This window comes from Renibacterium salmoninarum ATCC 33209 (genome assembly GCF_000018885.1).
GTDB lineage: Bacteria > Actinomycetota > Actinomycetes > Actinomycetales > Micrococcaceae > Renibacterium > Renibacterium salmoninarum.
Window position 1 is genome coordinate 1,673,850 of sequence record NC_010168.1, and the last position, 22,870, is coordinate 1,696,719.

At 55.1% G+C, this 22,870-nt stretch carries 18 protein-coding genes and 3 pseudogenes; 5 read left to right on the forward strand and 16 right to left on the reverse strand.

Annotated elements, in window-relative coordinates:
- Positions 1-3 precede the first annotated feature (3 nt).
- From era to RSAL33209_RS08465, 4 genes and pseudogenes are all read right to left on the reverse strand, one after another.
- The gene (gene era, locus RSAL33209_RS08450) at positions 4-960 is read right to left on the reverse strand and encodes a GTPase Era (protein WP_049759081.1); all 957 of its coding nucleotides are present in this window, start codon (positions 958-960) and stop codon (positions 4-6) included.
- A 25-nt stretch (positions 961-985) separates the two neighbouring features.
- Positions 986-2,275, reverse strand: coding sequence for a hemolysin family protein (locus tag RSAL33209_RS08455; protein ID WP_041685458.1), 1,290 nt, complete (start codon positions 2,273-2,275; stop codon positions 986-988).
- Positions 2,275-2,748, reverse strand: coding sequence for an rRNA maturation RNase YbeY (gene ybeY, locus RSAL33209_RS08460; protein WP_012245324.1), 474 nt, complete (start codon positions 2,746-2,748; stop codon positions 2,275-2,277). Before ybeY ends, RSAL33209_RS08455 begins: the two co-directional genes overlap by 1 nt.
- Positions 2,738-3,794: pseudogene (locus RSAL33209_RS08465) on the reverse strand (PhoH family protein). The gene ybeY and the pseudogene RSAL33209_RS08465 overlap by 11 nt, the downstream one beginning before the upstream one ends.
- Before the next feature lie 524 nt (positions 3,795-4,318).
- Between RSAL33209_RS08465 and RSAL33209_RS08470 the strand changes: the two are divergent.
- Entirely contained in the window at positions 4,319-5,050 is a 732-nt protein-coding gene (locus tag RSAL33209_RS08470; RefSeq protein WP_158539305.1) for a GerMN domain-containing protein, read from the forward strand.
- A 21-nt stretch (positions 5,051-5,071) separates the two neighbouring features.
- Here RSAL33209_RS08470 and RSAL33209_RS08475 read toward each other — a convergent pair whose 3' ends face one another.
- The 3 genes and pseudogenes from RSAL33209_RS08475 to hrcA all read right to left on the reverse strand — a co-directional run bounded on the left by RSAL33209_RS08475 (position 5,072) and on the right by hrcA (position 8,038).
- Positions 5,072-5,842 (reverse strand): 16S rRNA (uracil(1498)-N(3))-methyltransferase, encoded by a 771-nt coding sequence (locus RSAL33209_RS08475; RefSeq protein ID WP_012245328.1) that lies wholly within the window; start codon positions 5,840-5,842, stop codon positions 5,072-5,074.
- A 6-nt stretch (positions 5,843-5,848) separates the two neighbouring features.
- The gene (dnaJ, locus tag RSAL33209_RS08480; protein ID WP_012245329.1) at positions 5,849-6,973 is read right to left on the reverse strand and encodes a molecular chaperone DnaJ; all 1,125 of its coding nucleotides are present in this window, start codon (positions 6,971-6,973) and stop codon (positions 5,849-5,851) included.
- 52 nt (positions 6,974-7,025) lie between these two features.
- Positions 7,026-8,038: pseudogene (hrcA, locus tag RSAL33209_RS08485) on the reverse strand (heat-inducible transcriptional repressor HrcA).
- Between the two features lie 219 nt (positions 8,039-8,257).
- Here hrcA and RSAL33209_RS08490 point away from each other — a divergent pair.
- Together RSAL33209_RS08490 and RSAL33209_RS08495 are read left to right on the forward strand one after the other, a co-directional pair.
- Positions 8,258-9,085, forward strand: coding sequence for a DUF3097 domain-containing protein (locus RSAL33209_RS08490; protein ID WP_041685460.1), 828 nt, complete (start codon positions 8,258-8,260; stop codon positions 9,083-9,085).
- 59 nt (positions 9,086-9,144) lie between these two features.
- On the forward strand, positions 9,145-9,573 hold the full coding sequence (locus RSAL33209_RS08495) for a DUF4870 domain-containing protein (RefSeq protein ID WP_012245332.1): 429 nt from the start codon (positions 9,145-9,147) through the stop codon (positions 9,571-9,573).
- A 35-nt stretch (positions 9,574-9,608) separates the two neighbouring features.
- Here the strand turns inward: RSAL33209_RS08495 and hemW are convergent, their stop codons facing one another.
- The gene (hemW, locus tag RSAL33209_RS08500; RefSeq protein ID WP_012245333.1) at positions 9,609-10,838 is read right to left on the reverse strand and encodes a radical SAM family heme chaperone HemW; all 1,230 of its coding nucleotides are present in this window, start codon (positions 10,836-10,838) and stop codon (positions 9,609-9,611) included.
- Between the two features lie 11 nt (positions 10,839-10,849).
- Positions 10,850-12,706 (reverse strand): translation elongation factor 4, encoded by a 1,857-nt coding sequence (gene lepA, locus RSAL33209_RS08505; RefSeq protein WP_174258546.1) that lies wholly within the window; start codon positions 12,704-12,706, stop codon positions 10,850-10,852.
- 134 nt (positions 12,707-12,840) lie between these two features.
- Here lepA and RSAL33209_RS08510 point away from each other — a divergent pair, with 134 nt between their 5' ends.
- Both RSAL33209_RS08510 and rpsT read left to right on the forward strand, forming a co-directional pair.
- On the forward strand, positions 12,841-13,245 hold the full coding sequence (locus RSAL33209_RS08510) for a type II toxin-antitoxin system PemK/MazF family toxin (protein WP_012245335.1): 405 nt from the start codon (positions 12,841-12,843) through the stop codon (positions 13,243-13,245).
- 181 nt (positions 13,246-13,426) lie between these two features.
- Complete coding sequence (rpsT, locus tag RSAL33209_RS08515; protein WP_012245336.1) at positions 13,427-13,693, forward strand: 30S ribosomal protein S20; 267 nt, start codon at positions 13,427-13,429, stop codon at positions 13,691-13,693.
- A gap of 96 nt (positions 13,694-13,789) precedes the next feature.
- Here rpsT and RSAL33209_RS19245 read toward each other — a convergent pair whose 3' ends face one another.
- The 7 genes and pseudogenes from RSAL33209_RS19245 to leuS all read right to left on the reverse strand — a co-directional run.
- Entirely contained in the window at positions 13,790-14,536 is a 747-nt protein-coding gene (locus RSAL33209_RS19245) for a carboxylesterase family protein (RefSeq protein WP_012245337.1), read from the reverse strand.
- A gap of 16 nt (positions 14,537-14,552) precedes the next feature.
- Positions 14,553-15,254 (reverse strand): carboxylesterase family protein, encoded by a 702-nt coding sequence (locus RSAL33209_RS19250; RefSeq protein ID WP_012245338.1) that lies wholly within the window; start codon positions 15,252-15,254, stop codon positions 14,553-14,555.
- Positions 15,255-15,290: 36 nt separating this feature from the next.
- The gene (gene holA / locus RSAL33209_RS08530) at positions 15,291-16,304 is read right to left on the reverse strand and encodes a DNA polymerase III subunit delta (RefSeq protein WP_012245339.1); all 1,014 of its coding nucleotides are present in this window, start codon (positions 16,302-16,304) and stop codon (positions 15,291-15,293) included.
- 53 nt (positions 16,305-16,357) lie between these two features.
- Positions 16,358-18,013 (reverse strand): ComEC/Rec2 family competence protein, encoded by a 1,656-nt coding sequence (locus RSAL33209_RS08535; RefSeq protein ID WP_049758938.1) that lies wholly within the window; start codon positions 18,011-18,013, stop codon positions 16,358-16,360.
- 140 nt (positions 18,014-18,153) lie between these two features.
- Positions 18,154-18,783, reverse strand: coding sequence for a ComEA family DNA-binding protein (locus RSAL33209_RS08540; RefSeq protein ID WP_080503873.1), 630 nt, complete (start codon positions 18,781-18,783; stop codon positions 18,154-18,156).
- Between the two features lie 254 nt (positions 18,784-19,037).
- Positions 19,038-20,027 (reverse strand): DegV family protein, encoded by a 990-nt coding sequence (locus tag RSAL33209_RS08545; RefSeq protein WP_012245342.1) that lies wholly within the window; start codon positions 20,025-20,027, stop codon positions 19,038-19,040.
- A 29-nt stretch (positions 20,028-20,056) separates the two neighbouring features.
- Positions 20,057-22,522: pseudogene (gene leuS / locus RSAL33209_RS08550) on the reverse strand (leucine--tRNA ligase); the annotation flags it as partial.
- Positions 22,523-22,870: the final 348 nt, after the last annotated feature.

The following is a 22,870-nucleotide window of genomic DNA, read 5'->3' on the forward strand; positions in this document are numbered from 1 at the left end:
AGCTTAGAAACCCAGCTTGACCAACTGTTTGGGATCTCGCTGCCAATCTTTAGCTACTTTGACATGTAGGTCTAAGTAAACTCTGGTGCCCAGAAGCGCTTCGATGCCTAATCGGGCCTTAGTGCCCACGTCACGCAACCTAGCTCCCCCTTTGCCAATGATGATCGCCTTCTGAGAAGGACGTTCTACATAAAGATTTACCCGAACATCCAGCAGCGGGTTTTCTGCACTGCGTCCCTCTCGCGGAATGATTTCGTCAACCACGACGGCTAATGAGTGAGGCATCTCATCGCGGACACCTTCCAGGGCCGCTTCGCGGACCAGCTCGGCGACCATGATCGCCTCGGGCTCATCGGTAAGCTCACCATCGGGGTAAAGCGCCGGCGATACTGGTAAATGCGAAGCCAAAACTTTGGCCACAACATCAACTTGGTGATCTTTGACTGCTGAGACTGGTACGACGTCGGCAAAGCCCTTTTCGCCCAAAACCTGCTGACCCAGCTCGCTGACGGCCAGCAGTTGGTGCGCCAGCTGCTCCTTGCTGACCGTGTCAGTTTTGGTCACCAACGCGATAATCGGTTTACCGCGCAGATCGGCCAATTGCGCGGCGATGAATCGGTCCCCAGGCCCGATCTTTTCGTTGGCGGGAAGACAGAATCCGATGACATCGACCTCGGATAACGTGCCCGCTACCAAATCATTCAGGCGTTGCCCCAATAAGGTTCTGGGCCGGTGCAATCCTGGCGTATCAACCAGGATGAGCTGATACTCGTCGCGGTGCACGATGCCTCGAATAGTGTGCCGAGTCGTCTGTGGCTTCGCGGAGGTAATCGCGACCTTCTGGCCAACGAGGGCGTTAGTTAAAGTTGACTTGCCTGCGTTTGGGCGCCCGGCTAGAACCGCGAATCCTGCCCGGTAGTCTTGGTTGGCGTCCATAATTTTGCTCCCTGTTAATTTCATCTCATGGCAATCTTGGTGCTGCATGTCATTCATTCTCAGTCTGAACCGGTTCAGCCCGGCTGACAATCACATGGCTAACCCGATTTCTGCGGCCTTCAAGCCGATCAGCCAATAAATCAAGCCCATCAATCTCAATCCGGCTTCCCACAATAGGTACCCGACCGAGTCGTTTGGCCAGCAGACCGCCGACCGTATCTACCTCATCGTCATCAAGATCAATGCCGAACAATTCACCCAAATCTTCAATATTCATTTGGGCACTCACTCGATAGCTGTTCGGACCGATCTCTTCGACTTCAGAATCCTCAGCATCGTACTCGTCAACAATTTCGCCGACAATCTCTTCAATGAGATCTTCCAAAGTCACTAAGCCCGCGGTTCCACCATATTCATCGATCACAATTGCGACGTGCGTGGACTCTTTTTGTAGCTCCTTTAGTAGTTCGCCTACCTGTTTGGATTCAGGCACATACCGGACCTCACGGCTCAGCGATTCAACCCTGGGGCCTTGCTCGCCGTCAGCCAAACGCTGCTGAGTGGCAACAACATCTTTGAGGTACAGAACTCCCAGCACCTGGTCTGCATCATCGCCAATTACCGGCACCCGTGAATACCCAGACCTAATGAAGAGGGCTAGCGCTTGTTTGAGGCTGGACCCGCGCTCAATGCTGACAATATCGGTGCGCGGAACCATAACAGCACGAACCAAAGTTTCATCGAGATCGAAAACGCCCTGAATGAAATCGACTTCATCGTCTTCGATCATGTCTGATTCGCTAGCGCGGTCGACGAATTCGCGAAATTCCTCTTCACTGACGAAAGCATTTTCCTGGCGCGGTGCACCAGGAGCCACCGCACTGCCCAACGCGACAAGCCACCGCGGAATTAGGCCAAGGATCCAGCAAAGAAATCGCACCATCCAGGCTGTTGCCCGCAAAACCTCAACAGGATGAAGGCGACCAATTTGTCGCGGCGAGACGCCCACCAAGACTAATCCAATGCCAGCCATCACCACGGTAGCCAAAAGTCCGGCTAACCAGAGATTGTCGATCAAGTTCAAGAAAAGCATCGCAACCGCCACCGCTGCGGCAGTTTCAAACCAGATGCGCCAAAATCGAAGCGCATTTTGGTGATCTATCAACTTATCCAGAACCGAACGCAAGGCAGTCTGCCGTTGCCGTACCCCTGGATCTCTTTCGTCCTGAATCGAATCAGCAACGTTCCTTGGCAAGAAGCTCAAGGCAGCTTCCGCCATCGTAATAAAGCCAGCAATTGCAACAAAAACCAGCGCCATGACTAGCAGTACAGCTGTGATCACGCGGTAGTCTCCGCTGGGGCGTCACGCCCAAGGAATGACGTCAGCAATTCACGTTGCAGTCCGAACATTTCAGCTTTTTCTTCTGGATCTTCATGATCGTAACCAAGCAGGTGTAGTAAGCCGTGCGTCGTCAACAACAAAAGCTCGTCTTCTACGCTATGACCACCTGCCTGAGCTTGCTCCTGCGCAACTTGCGGGCAAATAACAATGTCTCCCAATAACCCAGCCGGAGCTGGTCGTGAGACCGTACCGGGCCTTAGCTCGTCCATAGGGAAGGATAAAACGTCGGTCGCGCCAGGTTCGTACATCCACTCAACATGCAGTTTTTCCATTGCTTCCCGGTCCGCAAGAATAATGGACAATTCCGTTTGCGGGTGCAGGTACAGCTTTTCGAAGACGAATCTCGACAGCCTTACTAGCTCAGCCTCGGGCAATTCGACGCCGGATTCGTTGTTGACTTCAACGCTCATGTTGTCCGCTCGCTTTCATATTGCCCGCATTTTTGGCGGCAGAACTGCTCTCTTGAGCATCAGTCCACGTCGCATAGGCCGAAACAATATCGGCCACCAAACGATGTCGAACCACGTCAGCTGCTTCTAGTCGAGAAAAGTGAATCCCGTCGATTCCCTCTAGAATTCCAGCGACAATTCGCAATCCGGACCGCACACCACCAGGCAGATCTACCTGGGTGATATCTCCGGTAACGACCATCTTGGAACCGAAGCCCAAACGAGTAAGAAACATCTTCATTTGCTCAGCGGTAGTGTTTTGCGCTTCATCCAAGATGATGAATGCATCGTTGAGCGTCCGTCCGCGCATATAGGCCAGCGGAGCCACTTCAATAGTTCCTGCAGCCATCAGCTTGGGGATGGTTTCAGGGTCAATCATGTCGTGCAGCGCATCGTAGAGCGGGCGCAGATAGGGATCAATTTTGTCGCTTAATGTACCGGGTAATGAAACCTAGACGTTCGCCAGCTTCTACCGCTGGGCGGGTCAGAATAATCCGGCTTACTTCCTTCTGCTGCAAGGCCTGAACTGCCTTAGCCATCGCAAGATAAGTCTTGCCGGTACCCGCCGGACCAATGCCAAAGACAATCGTGTTCGCGTCAATCGCGTCCACATAGCTTTTCTGATTCAAGGTTTTCGGTCGAATAGTGCGGCCGCGGCTGGTCAGAATGTTTTGCGTCAGCACATCAACAGGACTTGCCACCGACTGCGAATGCAGCATCGAAACTAGCTGCTCAATGACAGCCGGGGTAATCAATGATTGCCGGTTAACTAATGCCCTGATCTCATCGAAAAGTCGAACGATTCGGGGCACGTCCGCTTCGGGCCCTGAAATGGTCAGTTCGTTTCCACGGGCATGAAAATCAAATCCCGGGAAGGTTGATTCGATAGCACGCAAAGCCTGGTCCTGGCTGCCCAGGGAGGCAACCATTTGTCCAGGCGAATCAAAGGTAATAGTTTCCGTACGCACTCCCGCTATGGTGCGCGGGAAGGAATTAGCTTCACTCATGGTCTAGGCCAGCAGGCCTTCAATCTCGCTTCCAAATTGACAGTACCAACATCGATACACTTAGCGCGGTACCACAATCGATGCCAAACCAAGTATCTCTTATCTTAGGCTGTGAACCGGGTAACAACTTCCTTGAAGCTGTATCTCGGTCTGGTCTCAGCTTTATTTCGATCCGGTTGCAGTTGGCCTTAGCCCGAAAATTTTGTCGAAGCGCACTATGTGACTGTGCCAAGCTGTCATAAGTGCCTTCATCCAGGAGCAATCTCCGGCAGCTACATTGCCGAAGCAGGAGGGGCATTTTCTATTGGTTGAGGTGAGGAAGAAAGATTAGCAACGCTAGCCGGAACGTCGCGAAACATCGCGCTCGATGGGGGTGGCTTATTGCCATCGCTATTGTGCTGGGTGTCAGCGCTTGCTCAGGCGGTACGCAAACCACCCCGGCCAGTAATTTGCCGCTCAATTCCAATACCGATAACAGTGCCGTAGCAGCCGCGCCACTTGAAGCGTCGCAGTCGAGCGCTAAGGTGCCGGTCTACTGGCTCGGAAAAAATGCGGACAAGTCTTATCTTTACCGAGAGTTTCTGCCGCTCGACACCGGTGACGACCCCATCGAAACCGCCCTCGAACTGATGACCAAGTCCGCTCCGCTGGATTCGGACTATTCAACACCCTGGTCTAAGGCAAGCAAAATAAGCGCTTCGTTGTCAGGCGGAAAGACCATTACGGTGGATATTTCGGCTGATGCCTTCGCGAAAAAATTGGAAAACGCCACAGCGCAATTGGCTCTTCAACAGTTGGTTTATACCGCGACTGCTGCGGCAGCGAACTCGGGTTTGGTAGATTCGGGCCAGAGTATCCAAGTCACCGTGTTGGTGGACGGACATACTGATTTCAGCGCATTTGACCAGGTCAAGCTAGACCGTCCGCTCAGCAGGGACGCCAGTGTTCAAGCGCCAATTTGGATCATTGACCCGCAACAAAACACCGCTTTTAACGCGAGCCCAGTCAATGTAACCGGGCGCGGCCTCACCTCTGAAGGCACCTTGCGCTGGACATTAGCAACGATCGATGCAGATAAGCGTGAGACTCCTTATCAAAACGGGAGTACCCCTTTGACGGCAAACAGCCAGGCCGGAAATTTTGCCTTCACCTTGAATCCTCCGCCAGGGAACTACCGGCTAACCATCTTCTCAATCGATCCGAGTAAGCCTGATAAGCAACAATATTCGGACAGCAAGATTTTTACAGTCAAATAAATAGCCCGGGCGAAAGTTGCCTTAGCTTAGCGTCACTCGCCAGCGACCCAAGGCTTCGCTTAGCAGCACGACGGCGGCCGGACCTGCGGTAGATGATCGAAGCACATGTGGGCCTAGCCGTAGTTTTTCAGAGCCTGCTGAGCTGAAAAGTTCCAACTCTCGGTCGCTCATTCCGCCCTCGGGCCCAACGACAAGCAAGAGCTCCTCAACGTCCTTGTACTGATCAACTAGCTGCAATAAATCAGTTGTTGCCTCTTCATGCAAAACCAGCATTCTACTTTTTGGCAGCAAGGCAATGCGCTTTACCAGCCCCGGACTGTCCACTGGGTCTAAGAGCAGCGGAGTTCTTGCCCGGCGCGCTTGTTTTGTTGCGGCCTGGATTGTCTTGGCCCATTTAGCCATCGATTTCTCGACTCGCTCAGGCCGCCAACGAACGATAGAACGATCTGCCTGCCAAGGAATAACAGCATCCACGCCCAGCTCTGTAGCGGTTTCGATCGCAAGTTCGTCTCGTCCGTCTTTCGCTAGCGCTTGCACAAGCACCAACCGCGGTTGCGGAGCAGGCTCTGCTAAACGGGACTGGACACGGACCGTCAATGTGCCCGGCGCAGTTTGCAAAACGATGCAGTTCAAACGCAAACCAACACCATCCACGATGTCGAGGTGTTCATCGACCGCAATTCGCTTCACCGTTGCGGCATGATGACCTTCATCTCCCGCCAACTCAAAATCGTCACCGGGCTCTAAATCTGCGATTGAAGCCGCATCGGCAAAGAAGACCGGATTAGTCATTGCTGATCAGAGGTGGCCTAGTTTGTCGCGTAACTTCGCGAACATTCCGCCTGAGGACACCAGTTTCCCTTCGGTGAATTCCTCACCCCGAAGCGCAGCAAGCTGTTTAAGCAATTCTTCTTGAGCCGGATCAACTTTGGTAGGTGTTTCAACATTGAGTTGAATGCGCAGATCTCCACGACCTTGACCACGTAAATGCGTGACGCCCAGGCCTCGAAGGGTAAGGACCTCGCCCGATTGTGTTCCCGGCTTCACGTTCAACGGCTGAACGCCATCAAAGGTATCGACGCTCAGGTCAGTGCCCAACGCGGCCGCGGTCATCGGAACTGACACGATCGCGTGCAAATCGTCACCTTCGCGATCAAACTTAGCGTCGCGGTTGACTCGCATTTCGACGAATAAGTCGCCTGAGGGTCCACCAGCAGGGCCAGCTTCACCTTGTCCGCCTAATTGGATCCTGGTTCCGGTGTCCACACCGGCGGGTACTTTAATCGTCAGCGAGCGACGTGAGCGGACCCGACCCTCCCCCATACATTCATTGCACGGATCTGGAATGACGGTTCCATGACCCTGGCAGTTGCTACAGGTGGCCACGGTCATCACCTGGCCAAGGATCGAGCGAACTGGGCGCTGGACCTGTCCGTGTCCGGCACAGATATCGCACGTCTGCACAGAGGTGCCTTCGCGGCAACAGGAACCATTACAAGTGGGACAAATAACTGCGGTCTCAACTTCGATCTTCTTGTTGACGCCAAATACTGCATCACGCAGATCAATACGAACCGAAATCAATGCGTCTTGGCCGCGCCGGGTACGTGGAATCGGCCCTTGACCGCCACCTTGACCGCCAAAGAATGTTTCAAAAATGTCTTGAAAGGCGAACCCTGGTCCGGAAAAGCCTGAGCCGCCGCTTTGGGTACCATTTTCGTTTCCGGTGGTGTCATAAACTTGACGCTTTTGTGGGTCTGAGAGCACCTCATAAGCGTGCGAGACGTTTTTGAATTTCTCTTCAGCGTCATCACCGTCGTAAACGTCCGGGTGATATTGGCGGGCGAGTTTCCGGTAGGCCTTTTTGATCTCCTCGCCAGTCGCGTCGCGGGAGACTCCCAAAACCTCGTAATGGTTGCTCAACGTTGCTCTTTCTCTTTCGGTAATCTTTGGTCAGCTAGCCAAGGCGAAATACTTAGCCAGCAAGAATTCGTGATAAATAACGTGCGACGGCGTGCACCGACGACATAGTGTTCGGGTAGTCCATTCGGATTGGTCCGAGCACACCCAACTTCGCGGTGGCGTCAGGACCATAGCTAGTTGCCACCACAGAGGCTTCTGCCAACGAATCGTGCGGATTCTCTCGCCCAATGCTTACCGCCACGCCGCGAGCGTCTTGCGCCATTTCTGATAACAACCGGAGCATGACAACTTGTTCCTCCAGAGCATCAAGCACCGGGCCGATACTCAGCGGGAAGTCGACATTTGACCGGGAAAGATTCGCCGTGCCGGCCACCATAAAACGTTCCTCTTTCGCCGCAGCCGCCAAGGCCTTGAGTCCTCGCGATAAGGTTTGGCCGGAGCTCTCGAGCCCAAGAGGAACTTGATTCAAAGCGGCCTCGAGGGCTATGGGTAACTTGCTGACGGACGTACCAACTGCTGCTGGTAGGAACTGATTGCGCAAGGTGATCAGCTCTTCTGCACCAATCTGTTGCCCGACGTCGAAAACGCTCTGCTCTACTTTTCCATTGTCCAGAATTAGCACCACAAGCACCTGGTACGGCGCCAAGGCGACAAACTCCACATGACGGACCGTTGCACCCGAGGACGTCGGGTATTGAACGACGGCGACTTGGTTAGTCAGCTGCGCTAACGTCCGAACCGTGCGCTCTAAGACATCGTCAAGGTCGGTGGAACCTGTCAACACATTTTGAATAGCTCGCTCCTCAGCGGCGGAAAGCGGCTTGACCTCAGTAATCAGGTCGACAAATATCCGATAACCCTTATCAGTCGGAATCCGGCCAGCGGAGGTGTGCGGGGCCGTAATCAAACCCTCTTCTTCTAAAGCGGCCATGTCATTACGAATGGTGCACTAGAAACGCCAAGGTGGTGGCGGTCAACTAACGCCTTCGAACCGGCTGGTTCACGAGAGTGAACGTAATCTTCAACGATGGCCCGAAGCACTTCGAGCTTTCGAACATCGCTCATCGGACCCACCCGCCTTCCTTACGTCGCCTACTCTGGCTCATCCCGAGTGTCTGAAGAATCTAAGCCCCAGACTTAGCACTCGGCTTGCCCAAGTGCTAAGTCTAATACTTTCCTTCGGAGCCTGCGTCCAGGCGTGTCAGTCCGTACGCTCTCCGCGCAATAGGGCAAACTTGGCCAGTGACTTCTTCCTTCGATTATGCCCAATGGGGACCGCAAGACATGGCAGCAGGCGGCCGAAATCAGCGCCGAGAACTGCCTAAGGTTCAAGCGCAGCTGGGTTCGGTGTTCGAGGATGTCAGCTCCGGCTGGGTCGGCGCCGTGATTCGAGTAGAGAAGTCCGGCGGCATGCACATTATGGTGCTGGAGGATCGACGCGGTAAGTCAAAATCATTTCAGCTGGGTTCCGGTTTCCTCTTCGACGGCGCTCCGGTGGAAGCGATTGCTCCGGTCAAAGCTGAAGTAGTAGCCCCGCAGCGCACTGCTTCTGGTTCGGTAAAACTCACTGGCACTAAGGCTCGGGTGGCTCGTGCGAGCCGCATTTGGGTCGAAGGAAAACACGACGCCGAACTTGTTGAGAAGGTTTGGGGAGACGATCTACGGGTCGAAGGCATCGTCGTCGAACCGCTCGGTGGCATCGACGATCTAGCCGCAGCAGTTTCGGACTTTCAACCTGGCCCAGAGCGACGTTTAGGCGTTTTGGTGGACCATCTGGTTCCGCACTCCAAAGAATCCCGGATTGCCGCCCAGACACTCCAACTACCGGGGGCGCAGGGCAATGTTTTGATCGTTGGGCATCCCTATGTTGATGTTTGGCAAGCGATAAAGCCCCAGACTTTGGGCATTGAGGCTTGGCCAGTGATCTCCCGCTCGGTTGAATGGAAAGTGGGGATTTTGACTGCTTTTGGTTGGCCGCATGCTGACCACGTCGATATTGCCCGCGGTTGGCAAAAACTATTGGCGCAAGTCCATAGCTACGCCGATTTGGAGCCGACTTTATTAGCGCGAGTCGAAGAAGTCATAGATTTCCTGACAGCTGACGTATCCTGAGAGCAAGAGTAAATCGTTCTGGCTAATCCAGAACCAATCAGCGAACGAGGATAGGAACTGTGACTTTTCCGGGCGGGGACGACCAAAACTTTCCAAGACAGCCAGAGCGTCGGACTCAGCAGTTCCAGGCTGTTTCGCCTGATGCATTGCCCTTGACCGCAAGCGAGGAACGGCAGTTTGCCTTTCTGGCGCATTGCGGTGGAATTCTTGGGTTCATCCCGTCTCTTGTTATTTATTTGATTTTCCGAGACCGCGGTCCGTTCACTGCTCAAGAGTCAAAAGAGGCGCTTAACTTCACTTTGCCACCAACGATCTTGGCGGCTTTGGCCAATGTACTTGCGCTTATGCTTCCGGTAGCCGGGAGCGTATTCACGATCCTTGCCGTTCTAATCTGGGTCTTTTTAACGGTGTTCTCAGTTATCGCAGCCATTCACGTCAACCGGGAAAATCCTTATCGCTACCCGGTAAATTTACGGCTGATTCACTAGAAAACCGCTTCACTAGAAGACAGCACCATCACTGCTTAGTCAGGCAGAATCTCCCGCACCACGGCATCTGCCATAAACCGGCCCTGCAAGGTAAGTCTCAGCACACCGGCAAAGGCCGCCGCGGGTTCCACCCGCTCTCGCGCAATCAACCCCGCAACAGCTCGCCGTCCTGATTCAGCTAGTGACGATACTGAAACACCATCGGCCAGTCTGGTTGCCAACATAATGCGCTCTAGTTCTCGCGTGGAGCTATCCAAGATTTCGCGGCCGGCGGCCGGGGATACTTCGGTTTGCAGACGTTGTGCATAAGCAATCGGATGTTTCACATTCCACCAACGGACGCCGCCGATATGTGAATGTGCCCCTGGACCGATGCCCCACCAATCGTCGCCACGCCAATAAGCAAGATTATGTTGGCAGGCGTCTTCAGGAGTGCGGGCCCAGTTGCTGACTTCATACCAGTGCAGTCCTGCCGCAACCAGAAGCTCGTCAGCAAGCGCGTATTTGTCCGCGTGATCGTCATCATCAATCATTGGCACTTCACCGCGACGAATCTGGGCCGCCAGCTTGGTGCCGTCTTCAATAATGAGCGCATAAGCCGAAATGTGGTCGGGCTGATAACTCAGCGCGGCCTCCACGGAGCTGCGCCAATCTTCAAGCGACTCTCCCGGTGTGCCATAAATCAGATCGATGCTTACTTTCAAGCCGGCTTCGCGTGCCCAAGCAACAGCTTGCGAAACCCGCTCCGGACGATGCGTGCGATCCAGGACTTTCAGAACCTTCGGAACTGCCGACTGCATGCCAAAGGACACCCTAGTGAATCCTGCCTGGGCTAACTCCTGTAACGACTCCCGCGTGACCGAATCCGGATTAGCTTCTGTGGTTACTTCAGCTCCTGGCATCAGCCCCCAGCGCCCGACGGCGGCGCGAAGCATCGCGGCCAAATCAGCGGCCGGCAGTAGCGTTGGGGTACCGCCACCGAAAAAGACCGTGCTCAGTTTGCGTGCTGGCAACCCAGATTTATCCATTGCCCGAGCAGCAAACTCAATTTCACTAATTGCCGTGCCGGAATAGGCCGCTTGAGAGGCGCCGCCGCCAAGCTCGATCGCGGTGTAAGTATTGAAATCGCAATACCCGCAACGCACAGCGCAGAACGGTATGTGCGCATAGAGGCCAAAGCCCCGCTCCGCTACCCCGGCTAACACCTGCTCCGGGAGTAAACCGTCTTCCGGAGCAGGCTCGCCATCAGGAAGAGTGCTTGGCATGGCTCAGTTCGTCATTTCTTTGCTTTGTCTTTACTGGACTCGTCAGAAGATAACGCCGCAATGAAAGCTTCTTGCGGAACCTCAACCCGGCCCACCATCTTCATGCGCTTCTTGCCCTCTTTTTGCTTCTCCAGCAACTTCCGCTTACGGGTAATATCGCCGCCGTAACACTTTGCCAGCACGTCCTTGCGGATTGCCCGAATACTTTCGCGGGCAATGATCCGAGCACCGATCGCAGCTTGAATCGGTACCTCAAATTGTTGCCGAGGAATGAGCTCACGCAATTTCCCCGTCATCATCACACCGTAGGCATAAGCCTTATCTCGGTGTGTGATCGCGCTGAACGCATCCACTTGTTCGCCCTGGAGCAAAATATCGACCTTGACCAGATCCGAGACCTGATCGCCGTCGGCCTTCCAGTCCAGCGAGCCGTAGCCGCGAGTTTTGGATTTTAGAATGTCAAAGAAGTCGAAAACAATTTCGGCCAGTGGCAGCCGGTAACGGATTTCAACCCGATCTTCAGATAAGTAATCCATTCCGCCCATCACGCCCCGGCGGCTTTGGCAGAGTTCCATAATGGCGCCCACGAACTCATTCGGCGCCAAGATGGTGGCCGAAACCATCGGTTCATGCACCTCAGCGATCTTGCCAACCGGATACTCGCTCGGGTTGGTCACCTTTACCGTCTTCTTATCCTCGAGCGTCACTTCGTATTCAACGTTAGGCGCAGTGGAGATCAGATCAAGGTTGTATTCGCGCTCTAGACGCTCCCTGGTGATTTCTAGGTGCAGTAACCCCAGGAAGCCAACCCGGAATCCGAATCCCAGAGCAGCAGACGTCTCAGGCTCATAAACCAATGCTGCGTCGTTGAGCGTGAACTTGTCCAACGCGTCACGTAGCACCGGATAGTCAGCGCCATCCATCGGATACAAACCCGAAAAGACCATCGGTTTCGGATCCTCATAACCGCCTAATGACTCCGCGGCCGGCTTGGCCAGGTTGGTGACAGTGTCGCCAACCTTAGATTGACGAACGTCCTTCACCCCGGTGATGAGATAGCCGACCTCGCCAACGCCAAGCCCCTTCGACGGAGTTGGTTCGGGCGAGCTGACGCCGATCTCTAAGAGCTCGTGGCTCGCTCTAGTTGACATCATCTGGATCCGCTCGCGTGGGCTCAGAGTCCCGTCCACAACGCGAACATAGGTAACCACACCGCGGTAAGTGTCATAGACAGAATCAAAGATCATTGCACGGGCCGGCGCATTCGGATCGCCGACGGGTGGCGGAAGATCGCGAACGATCTTGTCCAGCAAAGCGTCAACGCCTGCGCCAGTTTTGCCCGAAACCAAGAGTACGTCTTTCGGGTCGCAGCCAATCAAACCTGCGAGCTCCGCGGCATACTTTTCCGGTTGCGCAGCGGGCAAATCAATTTTGTTGAGCACCGGGATGATGGTGAGGTTGTTTTCCATCGCCAGGTAGAGATTCGCCAATGTCTGGGCTTCAATGCCTTGTGCGGCATCTACCAGCAGAATCGCGCCCTCACAGGCGGCCAATGACCGGGAAACTTCATAAGTGAAGTCGACGTGGCCTGGGGTGTCGATCATGTTCAGGCAAAATGCCTCGCCATCAACTTCCCAGGGAATGCGCACGGCTTGCGACTTGATGGTGATGCCTCGTTCGCGCTCAATGTCCATCCGGTCCAGGTACTGGGCCTTCATATCGCGCTGTTCGACGACGCCGGTCAGCTGCAGCATCCGGTCCGCAAGAGTGGACTTCCCGTGGTCGATGTGAGCGATGATGCAGAAGTTCCTGATGATCGCCGGATCGGTCGCGGCGGGCACCGGGGCGGTGCGGGCCATGGGTGACACTGGATGGTTCCTCACTGTTGACGGGCATACCCGCGCGCGTGCTCTGCGCGGGAGGCAAATTCAATTCTCCCATGCCGAAGCCTTCCCGCGCGCATTGGCTGTTCAATGGTTCGGTCTCGGCCTAATCTGGTGGCATGGAAGACTACCGGGGTGACGGAGTTGTTGACTACGCACCAAAGCCCGATGGCAAACCAGACACCGGCGAAATCGTCTGGACCTGGGTCGCTTTTGAAGACGAGCCAGGCCAAGGCAAAGACCGGCCGGTGCTCTTGATCGGCCACGATGGACCTTGGCTGCTTGGGCTCATGCTGACCAGCAAGGACCATGTTCAGGGCAGTGCTGTTGAACCAGACTCCGGACGCGACTACGTAGACGTTGGCTCCGGAACGTGGGATGCCAAGCAACGACCCAGCGAGGCTAGAGTTGATCGCATCTTGCGAATTGATCCGGAAAAAATCAGACGTGAAGGCTCGGTTCTTTCGGCCCAGGAGTTTCAAGGCGTCGCCGAGGCATTACGACGTCGACACGGCTGGCGATGACTTTAGCGGCTAGCTGCGTACGGAAACCGGAAGTTCTGCTAAACTTGTTTGCTGTGTGTCCGCGCAGGTCGGCGGGCACGACGGACCAGCCTGACGTTCACCGAAATCGAGTTTCCCCACTCTGTCAACGGTTGGTCCAACGCCCTCTAGACCAATTCCGCTTTATACAGAGAGTTCACACGTGGCTAATATTAAGTCCCAAAAGAAGCGCATTCTTACCAACGAGAAGGCTCGCCTGCGTAACAACGCAGTCAAGTCCGAGTTGAAGACGGCCGTTCGCGCCGTCAACCAGGCTGTTGAAGCCGGGAACAAAGAGACTGCCGGCGAAGCTTTGGTCCACGCCAGCCGCAAGCTGGATAAGGCTGTCAGCAAGGGTGTCATCCACTCGAACCAGGCAGCAAACCGCAAGTCCGCGATTTCTAAGAAAGTCAGTGCGCTGAAAGGCTAATTGAATTTTTTTGCTGTGGCCGGTCCTTCGGGGCCGGCCACAGTTGTTTAACAATTGCTAACCCCTAGGTCACAAAGCTATTGCTGCGGTGGCCCTTCAGCTGAAATGTCTGATCTGTACACCAGGGTTCGCCGCATACTTCGGCCAATAAGGTAGACCGCCCCCTTGAGGAGCGCCGGATGAGACGAACGCGGCAAGCGCACCGGCAAACGACTGCCAGAGTTTCTCTGTGCGCCCATTTTGTTGCCCAAGCATCGGACTGCTTTGATAGCTAGAGAACGTTCCGAAGAGGAACGGAAGCTCACCACAATGTGTGGCACCAAGGTTGGCAACATCCGGTTCCGGAACAAAATCCCACTGGTAGATGAAGGTCTTTCTGCGGCTCTTTGAGGGGTGATCAGCAAGCGCCATCATGCCGTTTCGAAAATACAGCCCAGTTCCAACTTCGGCGAGAATCTGCAAAGGTGTTGCCGTTGCATGCTGCGCTTCGTAGCTTCGATAGGAATCTTGTGCACTCTCGCCAGCTCTGGTCGCCAACAGATTCAACACCATCTCTCGGTCGAGGGACTGAAGACGCTCATCGAAATTGAGAAAGGCGGTCATTTCATCCCGAGTGCAACCAATCAGTAACTCTTTGCCATCTAACAGACCTTCTTGCAGCGCTTTGTCCCGAGCCAAGGGCATACCCGGGCCACCAAACACTGGGTACATGGGCGGCGCAATTTGACCGGGCACGGCCCGATCCATTGCCAGCTTCGAATATGCGGACAACAACCTTTCAGCCGGAAGTTCGCGCAGCTCTTTGCCGAGGTTAGCGCCTCGCTCAACACCCAGAATTCTCAAGTAAGCGCTGGTGGTTTCAGCAGCGAGTATCGGATCTAGTGCATCTAGCCACCCAAGGATTACTCTGCGCGATTACCCGGCGGATCATGTGCGCGCTTTCCGGATTGAGCGCTAGCTGAAAGGCAGCGAACGCGCCAGCAGATTGTCCGCCAACGGTCACAGCTTGGCTATCGCCACCGAAAGCGGCGATATTTTCGCGCACCCAACGAAGCACAGCTATTTGGTCTTGCGTGCCAAGGTTCTCCGCACAAATCTCGGGGCACCAAAGGTTTCCTAGTGCACCGAGTCGGTAGTTTGCCGTGACCACGACAATATTTCCCAGTTCGGCCAGCCGAGCGCCGTCGTACCAGTCCCAGCCGCCGGAGCCGCTGCTGAATCCGCCGCCATGGAACCAAACGAGCACTGGTAGTGCTGATCGCTCGCCCGCGAAATCGCTGGGCGACCAGACATTTACCGTGAGTGATTCATCCTCATCCCAGCGCGCCGTGCGCGAGCCCATGACTAATTCTAGCCGTGAGGGCCCTTGAGGCACCGAGGGTCCGGCATGCACCGCTTCTCTTAGCTGGTTCCAACTGGTATGCGGTTGCGGTGGCGCAAACCGAAGGTCTCCCACCGGAGAGGCAGCATAAGGAATTCCACGAAAAGCGGCAACCGCACCTTGCACAACGCCTCGGACCGGACCGCTTGTGGTTGCAGCTATGGGTTGTTCCAAGGTCATTTTTCCGCTTTCGTCAAGCTCACACTTGAGGTTGGATTAGCGTCCTCTTGCTGCCGTCGCGATAATTGTGACGGCACGTTCGACTGCATAGATGGGATCTCGCGCGGCACCTTTGACTTGTGCGTCGGCCATCGCCAATGCTCGCACTGCTTCCGCTAAGCCTTCCGAACTCCAGCGTTCTGATTCACGTCTGGCCTGGTCTACCTGCCAAGGTGCCATGCCTAATTCCTTGGCCAGCCCAGCCGAGCTGCCTCGGAGTCCATGAACTTTTGCCACTGCCCGGACTTTCATCGCCAACGCCGCGACAAGTGGAACTGGATCGACACCGGTGCTCAACGCATGTCGCAAGCTTGACAAAGCGACGGCTCCGTTGCCGGCCACCGCAGCATCTGCAACTTTGAAAGCAGTAGCTTCGACCCGCCGACCGTAGTACTTATCAACTAGCTCAGCACTAATAGGACCATCGACATCGGAAAGTAGTTGCGAGCAAGCAGCCGCCAATTCAGAGAGCTGGGAACCAAGAGCACTCACCAGAGCCCGGACAGCTTCGGTAGCTATTCGTCGGCCCGCTGTCCGAAATTCAGCGTTGACGAAATCTGCCTTTTCAGCATCTTTCTTCAAGGGTTGGCATTCAACGACTGGCACACCCGCAGCTTTGAGTGCATCAAGCAGCTTTTTGCCTCGGGCTCCCCCACCATGATGCAAAACCAAAACACAGTCAGGTTCCGGAGCCGTCAGATAATCAAGCATGTCTGCCAAAAAATCATCATTCATCGAAGCTAGACCGCTGATCTCAAGCAGCTTCCACTCGCTAAACAACGATGGGCTCGTGGCCAACAACAATTCGCCCGGGGCATAATTGGCCGCGTCTAAGCGAGTCAGTTCCAAATCCGGGTGCACCTGACGCATATTTGTCCGAACCGCTTCGATAGCGCGGTGGGCGATGTATGCTTCCGGACCTTGGACCAGAATTATTGGCGCGGCGGGAATCTCTCGCCAACTGACAAGATTGGCTGCCTTCTTCGGAGCGCTACTTTTAGTTGCTGGCACAGCACAAGCTTGCCATGATGCACCGACAATACGAATTCAATCTCAAAGCGAAATTAGGCAGGCATACCAAATGCTGTCCTGAGCATCAGCCTTCCGATCACAAAGCCCAAAAATCCACCTGATCCAACACAGATTGGCCAAACGAATTGATGCCGCAGTCGAAGAAACCAATTGAGCGTCCGAAGATGAGCAATATTCTGGCCATCGGGATCGGGCAACTTCTCTCTTATTGAGCCGAGAAATAATAAGAACACGACACTGAGTGAAAAGGCAGCCATGGCAACCACGCCTCCCCATCCCGGTGGCCAAGGCAAAGCCGCTCCCGGAAGTTCCGAAAAAAATCTGGCGACAGTGGAAACCCAACCCGCCGTCAACCCGGCGACGATAAGCAGCACGCTGGCCAACCAGGGAACAAATATCACGGAGCAGAGCGCTAGCATGCCGAAAATCGTGCCTGCAGCAACCACTGGCGCGGCAAGGATATTCGCTGGCAACGTATAGCTAGCGAGTTGAGGCTGGAGCAGCACGATCGCTGGCGAGCAAAACAATTGCGCTGAAAGCGGCACCGAAATTGCAGAAGCTAACGAACCGGGCAAGATCGCCGCTAACCATCGCTGCGATGGCACACCAAGTGAGATTAGGCCTACCGTGGCTAAGACTGAAAGCAGAAAACTAAAGCTTCCGGCAAGCCAAGGATCTAACAACAGCAGCGCGATAACTGTCAGACTGAGCAATGGGCCGATGCTTTTCGGTCGACCGCTCAGTAGCGCAACGGCGCCAAGACCCCCCCCATCAGCGCCGCGCGCAAGACACTTGGATCTGGGCCGACCAATGCTACGAACGTCAGGAGCGCCAGCCCCGAGGCTGTGGCAGCAAGCCATCGCGGTGCGCGAAAGTTTCTGACGAGCAAAATAACTCTGACAAGAACTAATGGTGCAATTGGTCCCGCTCACTGCAGTGAGGTGAGTTAGCCCAGACGTCCTCATCGACTGCGCCAACTCCGGCGTGAGACCAGATCGATCGCCAAGCACCATACCGGGTAGCAGGGCACCGGCGTCGGGCCAGAAATCCTTCCATGGCGCGGCCGCAGAACTGTTGAATTGGAACCGAAGCCTAGTTAGCCAGGAAGTTACAGCTTGTTCATCGGGAAGGATTCGCGGCAAGGTCTTAGGGGTAAATCTCGCAATTACCGGTTCACCGGGATCAACCTTTCTGAGGTTTCCGGCCGCCACTACTGTTTGCCCGGGTCGAAGCTGAGCCCAAGCTCCAGCTGCTATTGCCGTCAGGTCAGCGTGGCTATCAAACTCCAGGCCATTAATTTTTACGTGCTTAAGCTTCAGCTTTATTGAGACACGGTCCGATTTCGTCAGCGGCTGCGGCGAATCAGATACCTCCAGTGTGGCAATGATTGAAGATCCCTGGTCAATCGGGTCAATGAGCGGTCCCGGTACGCGCTGCCAGCTAAGGAGCGCCGAAAACAGCAGAGCAGCAGCGCCGATACCGAGAGTCAAGAGCAACTGATGGCATACTTTCCTCAACCTCTGCGCCCTCCTCCTCCGCTGCGCAGAGATCAGCTGACTGCCGACAAGGACAATGCCCGCAGCCAAAAGAAAACTACCGAGCAAAGTTATAGCGGCAACCCAGATTTCTAGCCGAACACCAAGCAACGCCGCAAGCCAACTGACTAAGCTGGCCGGTACTAGGCGCAAATCATGCCAGTTAGATTCGGACCGATTCAGTCCGGGACTGCTCTCTCGACCCTGCCAACGACTTCTGACTGATGAGATTGCTTCTCTTGTAAACGCTAGAAAAATTGGTCTTTTGCTCGGCATTTAGTCCGCTACCAAACCTAGATCGTCACCAAAGCGCGAAGTGAGTCAAGCAGCTTGGGTCCAATGCCATCAATCGCGTCTAAGTCATCGATTGCGGAAAACTTGCCATGCTGCGCTCGCCACTGAACAATTTTCTGAGCCATCTTCGGCCCCACTTTAGGAAGTTCAGCGAGTTGGTCAACGCTGGCCGCATTAATGTTGACTTTGGCAGCTGGAAATTTACTACTGTTGCTTGCGTTTGGTGAAGCGGCGCCTGTTGTGGTTGCAGGAACTTGACCGGCCTCGATCTGAGCCTGAGTTGGCAGAAATATTTGTTCGCCATCCGCAAGTTGCGCGGCAAGATTGACCGCGCTGAGCACGGCTAAATCTGTGGCACCGCCGGCAGCGTCAATTGCCTGGAACAGCCTACTCCCGGAGGCAAGCCTAATAACTCCCGGCCGGGCGACCGCACCAATGACATGCACTACAAGCGCTGAGTCCGTAGTGCTGGCTGCCGTCCCTGATTGACCGGGAGCCGGTACGGAGATTCTGCTCGAGGCGATTGTTTGTAGCGCGGAAGGCGCATCGCTGCTTGTCCGAATGGCTGTTAGCCACCAAACTGTGCCGCCAATTAGCACCGCCAGAACGATTGAAACGACCACGGCCATGGTGCCAATATTTCGGGGCCAACGCCGTTTCGTTCTCGGTGTTGGAACGTCTTCGGACCGCCCGCCCGAAGGCTCAACAGCAGGACACTCCTGCTCTGAGTCTGCTACCAGCTGTTCTGTTGGGAAGAGCTGAGCGATTCGCTCCGCCATCGCAAGCTGCTTACTCCGTCTGGCCATAAAACAGAGGCTAATTCACGGCGATTGCCGCCACCCCAGAATTTCGGGCGACTACCGAAATCTGTACAGAAATCTCATCATTGCCTGTCTTGGGGAGGAAGGTTGCTGATCTCGGTTGCAGAACCCAGATCGGCAATGACCACGGCGAGTACCCCAAGCCCAACATGCGCTGCGAGCACCGCGGGTAGATCAGAGATAAAAATCTCTTCCGGTGGCTCGTTGATTTCAGCCAACTTTTCTAACATCAGCTTGCCTTGGGCCGGATTGCCAAAGTCGTGAATGGCGATGCTACTCAGATTTGTCCTACGTGCGAGTTCCGCTTTAGCAAGTTCCTCAACACGCGAAATAGCTTTACTCGCTGAACGCACTCGTTCCAGCGGAACCACTTGCCCGTCACAGACGCTCAAAATTGGCTTAATCGCTAGGACGGTGCCAAGCCAAGAAGCTGCCGCACCAATGCGACCGCCGCGACGTAACTGCTCCAATGACGGAACATAGAAAAAGACGGTACTTGATTCAAATGCCTTCTGAGCGGCCGCTGCCACCACTGGCAAATCTCCCCCGGCAGCGGCAGCCAGTAACGCAGCGCGAACGCCAAAGCCTTGCGCCATCGCAACCGTGCGCGAATCTACCACCTGTACTGGAATTGCCACTCGACTTGCCGCCAGCCGGGCCGCCTCCACGGTGCCAGAGAGTTCAGCTGAAATATGCACGGAGAATATTCCATCGAATCCCTGATCCGCCAGCGCCTGATACACCCGTTCAAACTGGCCTGGCGAGGGCCGCGAGGTTTTGATGGCTTTGCCTGCGGCCAACGCCAGGCTAAGCACCTCAATCAGCTCGGCGTCGCCCTCACTATAGATTTCGCCGTCAACCATCACCGGCATTGGCACCACACTCAGTTGGCCATTGCCAAACTCAGCGATCAAATCTGCGGGTAACGCTGCAGCAGAATCGGTAACCACCGCAATTCGTGGTTTCAGCTCAGTTTCAGAAACGGTTTTAACGCTACGAAGCTCGGATAGTCGCTTCCGCAGCCATCCGAGTCCGTTAGTAGCCGCACTCATGGTTTGGTCCCGGGTGCTGCTTCGATGCCTTAGGCAGGAACAATATTGACCAGCTTCGGTGCTCTAACAATCACGGTACGAATTCCCCGGCCGTCCAAAGTTTTTTGCACAATTTCTGAGGCTAAAGCCAATTCCCGCAACTGGTCTTCTGTGATGTCGGTGGGCACTTCCAATCTGTCCCGCACCTTTCCTTGGACCTGCACCACTGCGGTAATTGTTGATTGCACCAAAAGCGAATCATCTACTGTTGGCCAGGATGCCCGGGCTACGAAATCCTGATGACCCAATTCTGCCCAAATATCCTCGGCCGTATAGGGCGCAAACAAGCTTAAAATCACCGCTACTGCTTCGACGGCTTCACGTACCGCAGGATCTGCTGGACCGCAGCCAGAATCAATCGATTTCCGAGTGATGTTGACCAATTCCATGGTCTTTGCCACCACCACATTGAATTTGTGCGCGTCGATCAAGTCCGCTGCTTCTGACAACGTCCGATGAGTAACCGAACGCAAAGCCCGGTCCCCAGTAGCTGGATCCACACCGATTTCGGACGTGACATCTTGGGCCAACCGCCAAGCACGTGCCAGGAACTTGGCCGAACCCGATGGCGAAACGTCCGCCCAGTCGACGTCGTCCTCAGGCGGCGAGGCAAAGACCATGGTCAGGCGAACAGCGTCGACGCCAAATCGATCAAGCTGCTGCGAAAGGTCTACGCCATTACCTAATGACTTACTCATGGCTTTACCGCCGTTGAGAACCTGCCCTTGGTTGAGCAGAGCCTTGAACGGCTCCTTGGCCTCTAAAAGGCCCAGATCGTTAAGCACCTTGACAAAGAATCTGCTGTAAAGCAGATGCAAAATTGCGTGCTCAACGCCGCCCACATACTGATCGACGCCCATCCAGCGGGTTGCCGCCGCCGGATCAAATGGACCATCAGTGTATTCGGGCGAGGTGTAACGCAAGTAGTACCAAGAGGAGTCGACAAAGGTGTCTATCGTGTCGGTATCCCGAGTCGCCGCGCCGCCACATTTCGGGCAGTCTACATTGACCCAATCGGCAACCGAAGCCAACGGAGAGGTGCCCTTGGGCGCTAGTTGCTCGCCACGCAAATTTTCTGGCAGTCGAACCGGTAACTGGTCATCAGGCACCGGCACTTCGCCACATTCTGCGCAATGGATGATCGGAACGGGTGCACCCCAGAAACGTTGCCGACTCAGTAGCCAGTCACGTAGCCGGTAATTTGTTGTTGCCTCGCCGGTACCAATCTTGCTCAGCAGCGAGATTGCGGCCGGAATAGCCTCGGCTTTGGCCAAACCGTCCAATTCACCGGAGTTGACCAAAACGCCGTCGCCAATTGCCGCGGTGCCAGTTTCAGCAGGATTTTCCGCGCCGGTATCCAGTACTTGACGCACCGGCAAATCAAAGGCGCGAGCAAAATCTAGATCTCGCTGGTCGTGCGCGGGCACCGCCATAATTGCGCCGGTGCCATAGTCAGCCAGCACGTAATCTGCCGCCCAGATAGGCAACATCTCGCCATCGATCGGGTTGATGGCATACCGGCCAAGGAAAACTCCGGTCTTCTCGCGATCGCTTTCCTGCCGCTCAATATCCGAAAGATGCTTCACGCGCTCTTGATAAGCGCTCAGTTCTGCCCGTTGTTCCTCGGTTACCAGTTCGTCTGCCAAGGCAGCATCGACCGCAACAGCGAAGAACGTCGCGCCGTAGAGCGTGTCTGGTCTGGTGGTGAATACCGTGACCTTCTTGGCTTCGCCAGTTTCGGCATCGGACATGCCGTCAATGACAAAATCAACGTGCGCACCCTGTGACCGGCCAATCCAATTGCGCTGCATTGCCAGCACTCGCTCCGGCCAATGCCCTTCCAACTGCGCCATGTCATCGAGCAGCCGGTCCGCATAATCAGTGATCTTGAAATACCACTGGTTGAGGTTCTTTTTGGTTACCGGAGTACCACAGCGCTCACAGGCGCCATTAATGACCTGTTCATTGGCCAACACTGTCAAGTCTTTGGGACACCAATTAACCGGCGAGTTCTTCCGATAGGCCAAACCGCGCTCGTAAAAGCGCAGGAACAGCCACTGGGTCCAGCGATAGTACTCCGGATCTGAAGTCTGCAAACGGCGGGACCAGTCAACGCCAATTGCGTAACGCTTGAACGAGGCGGCTTGCGTTTCAATGTTCGCGTAAGTCCACTCGGCAGGATGCGCGTTGCGCTTGATCGCAGCGTTTTCCGCCGGCAGCCCGAAGGAGTCCCAGCCCACTGGGTGCAGCACGTCGAACCCTTTGAGCTTCCAATAACGGCCGACGACGTCGCCCATCACAAAAGCTTCAGCGTGCCCCATGTGCAGATCGCCAGAAGGGTAAGGGAACATATCGCAGACATAGCGCCGTTCCTTACTGCCATCGTCTAGCGGCGCAAAGATGTTCGCTTCTTCCCAACGCGGCAGCCATTTGGCTTCGATTGCCGCGATGTCATAGCGATTTTCGTCTGCGACGTCGACCGGAACATCAGCCGCTGGTTGGCTGGTGTGCTGACTCATGGTGTTGCCTTCCGTTCCATTCCTGACTGATGACAAAGAAAAACCCCTCGACTGAACCATGGCGCGGTGCCGAAGGCTAGAACAAGGGGAATGCCGTACGGGAGTCGCCGCGGGTGGGGCGCCGTCCGCACGGCTAACTAAGCAGCAGGAACATATGCATAATGACACTTTAGCTCATCGCTTTCGCGCGCACACGCACACGGGGTTATTCTGTACCTGGACGCCATCGTGCGTCCATGCCGAGGAGGAGTGCTCCCACGGCTGATCGGCCACCCGCCTCCCTTT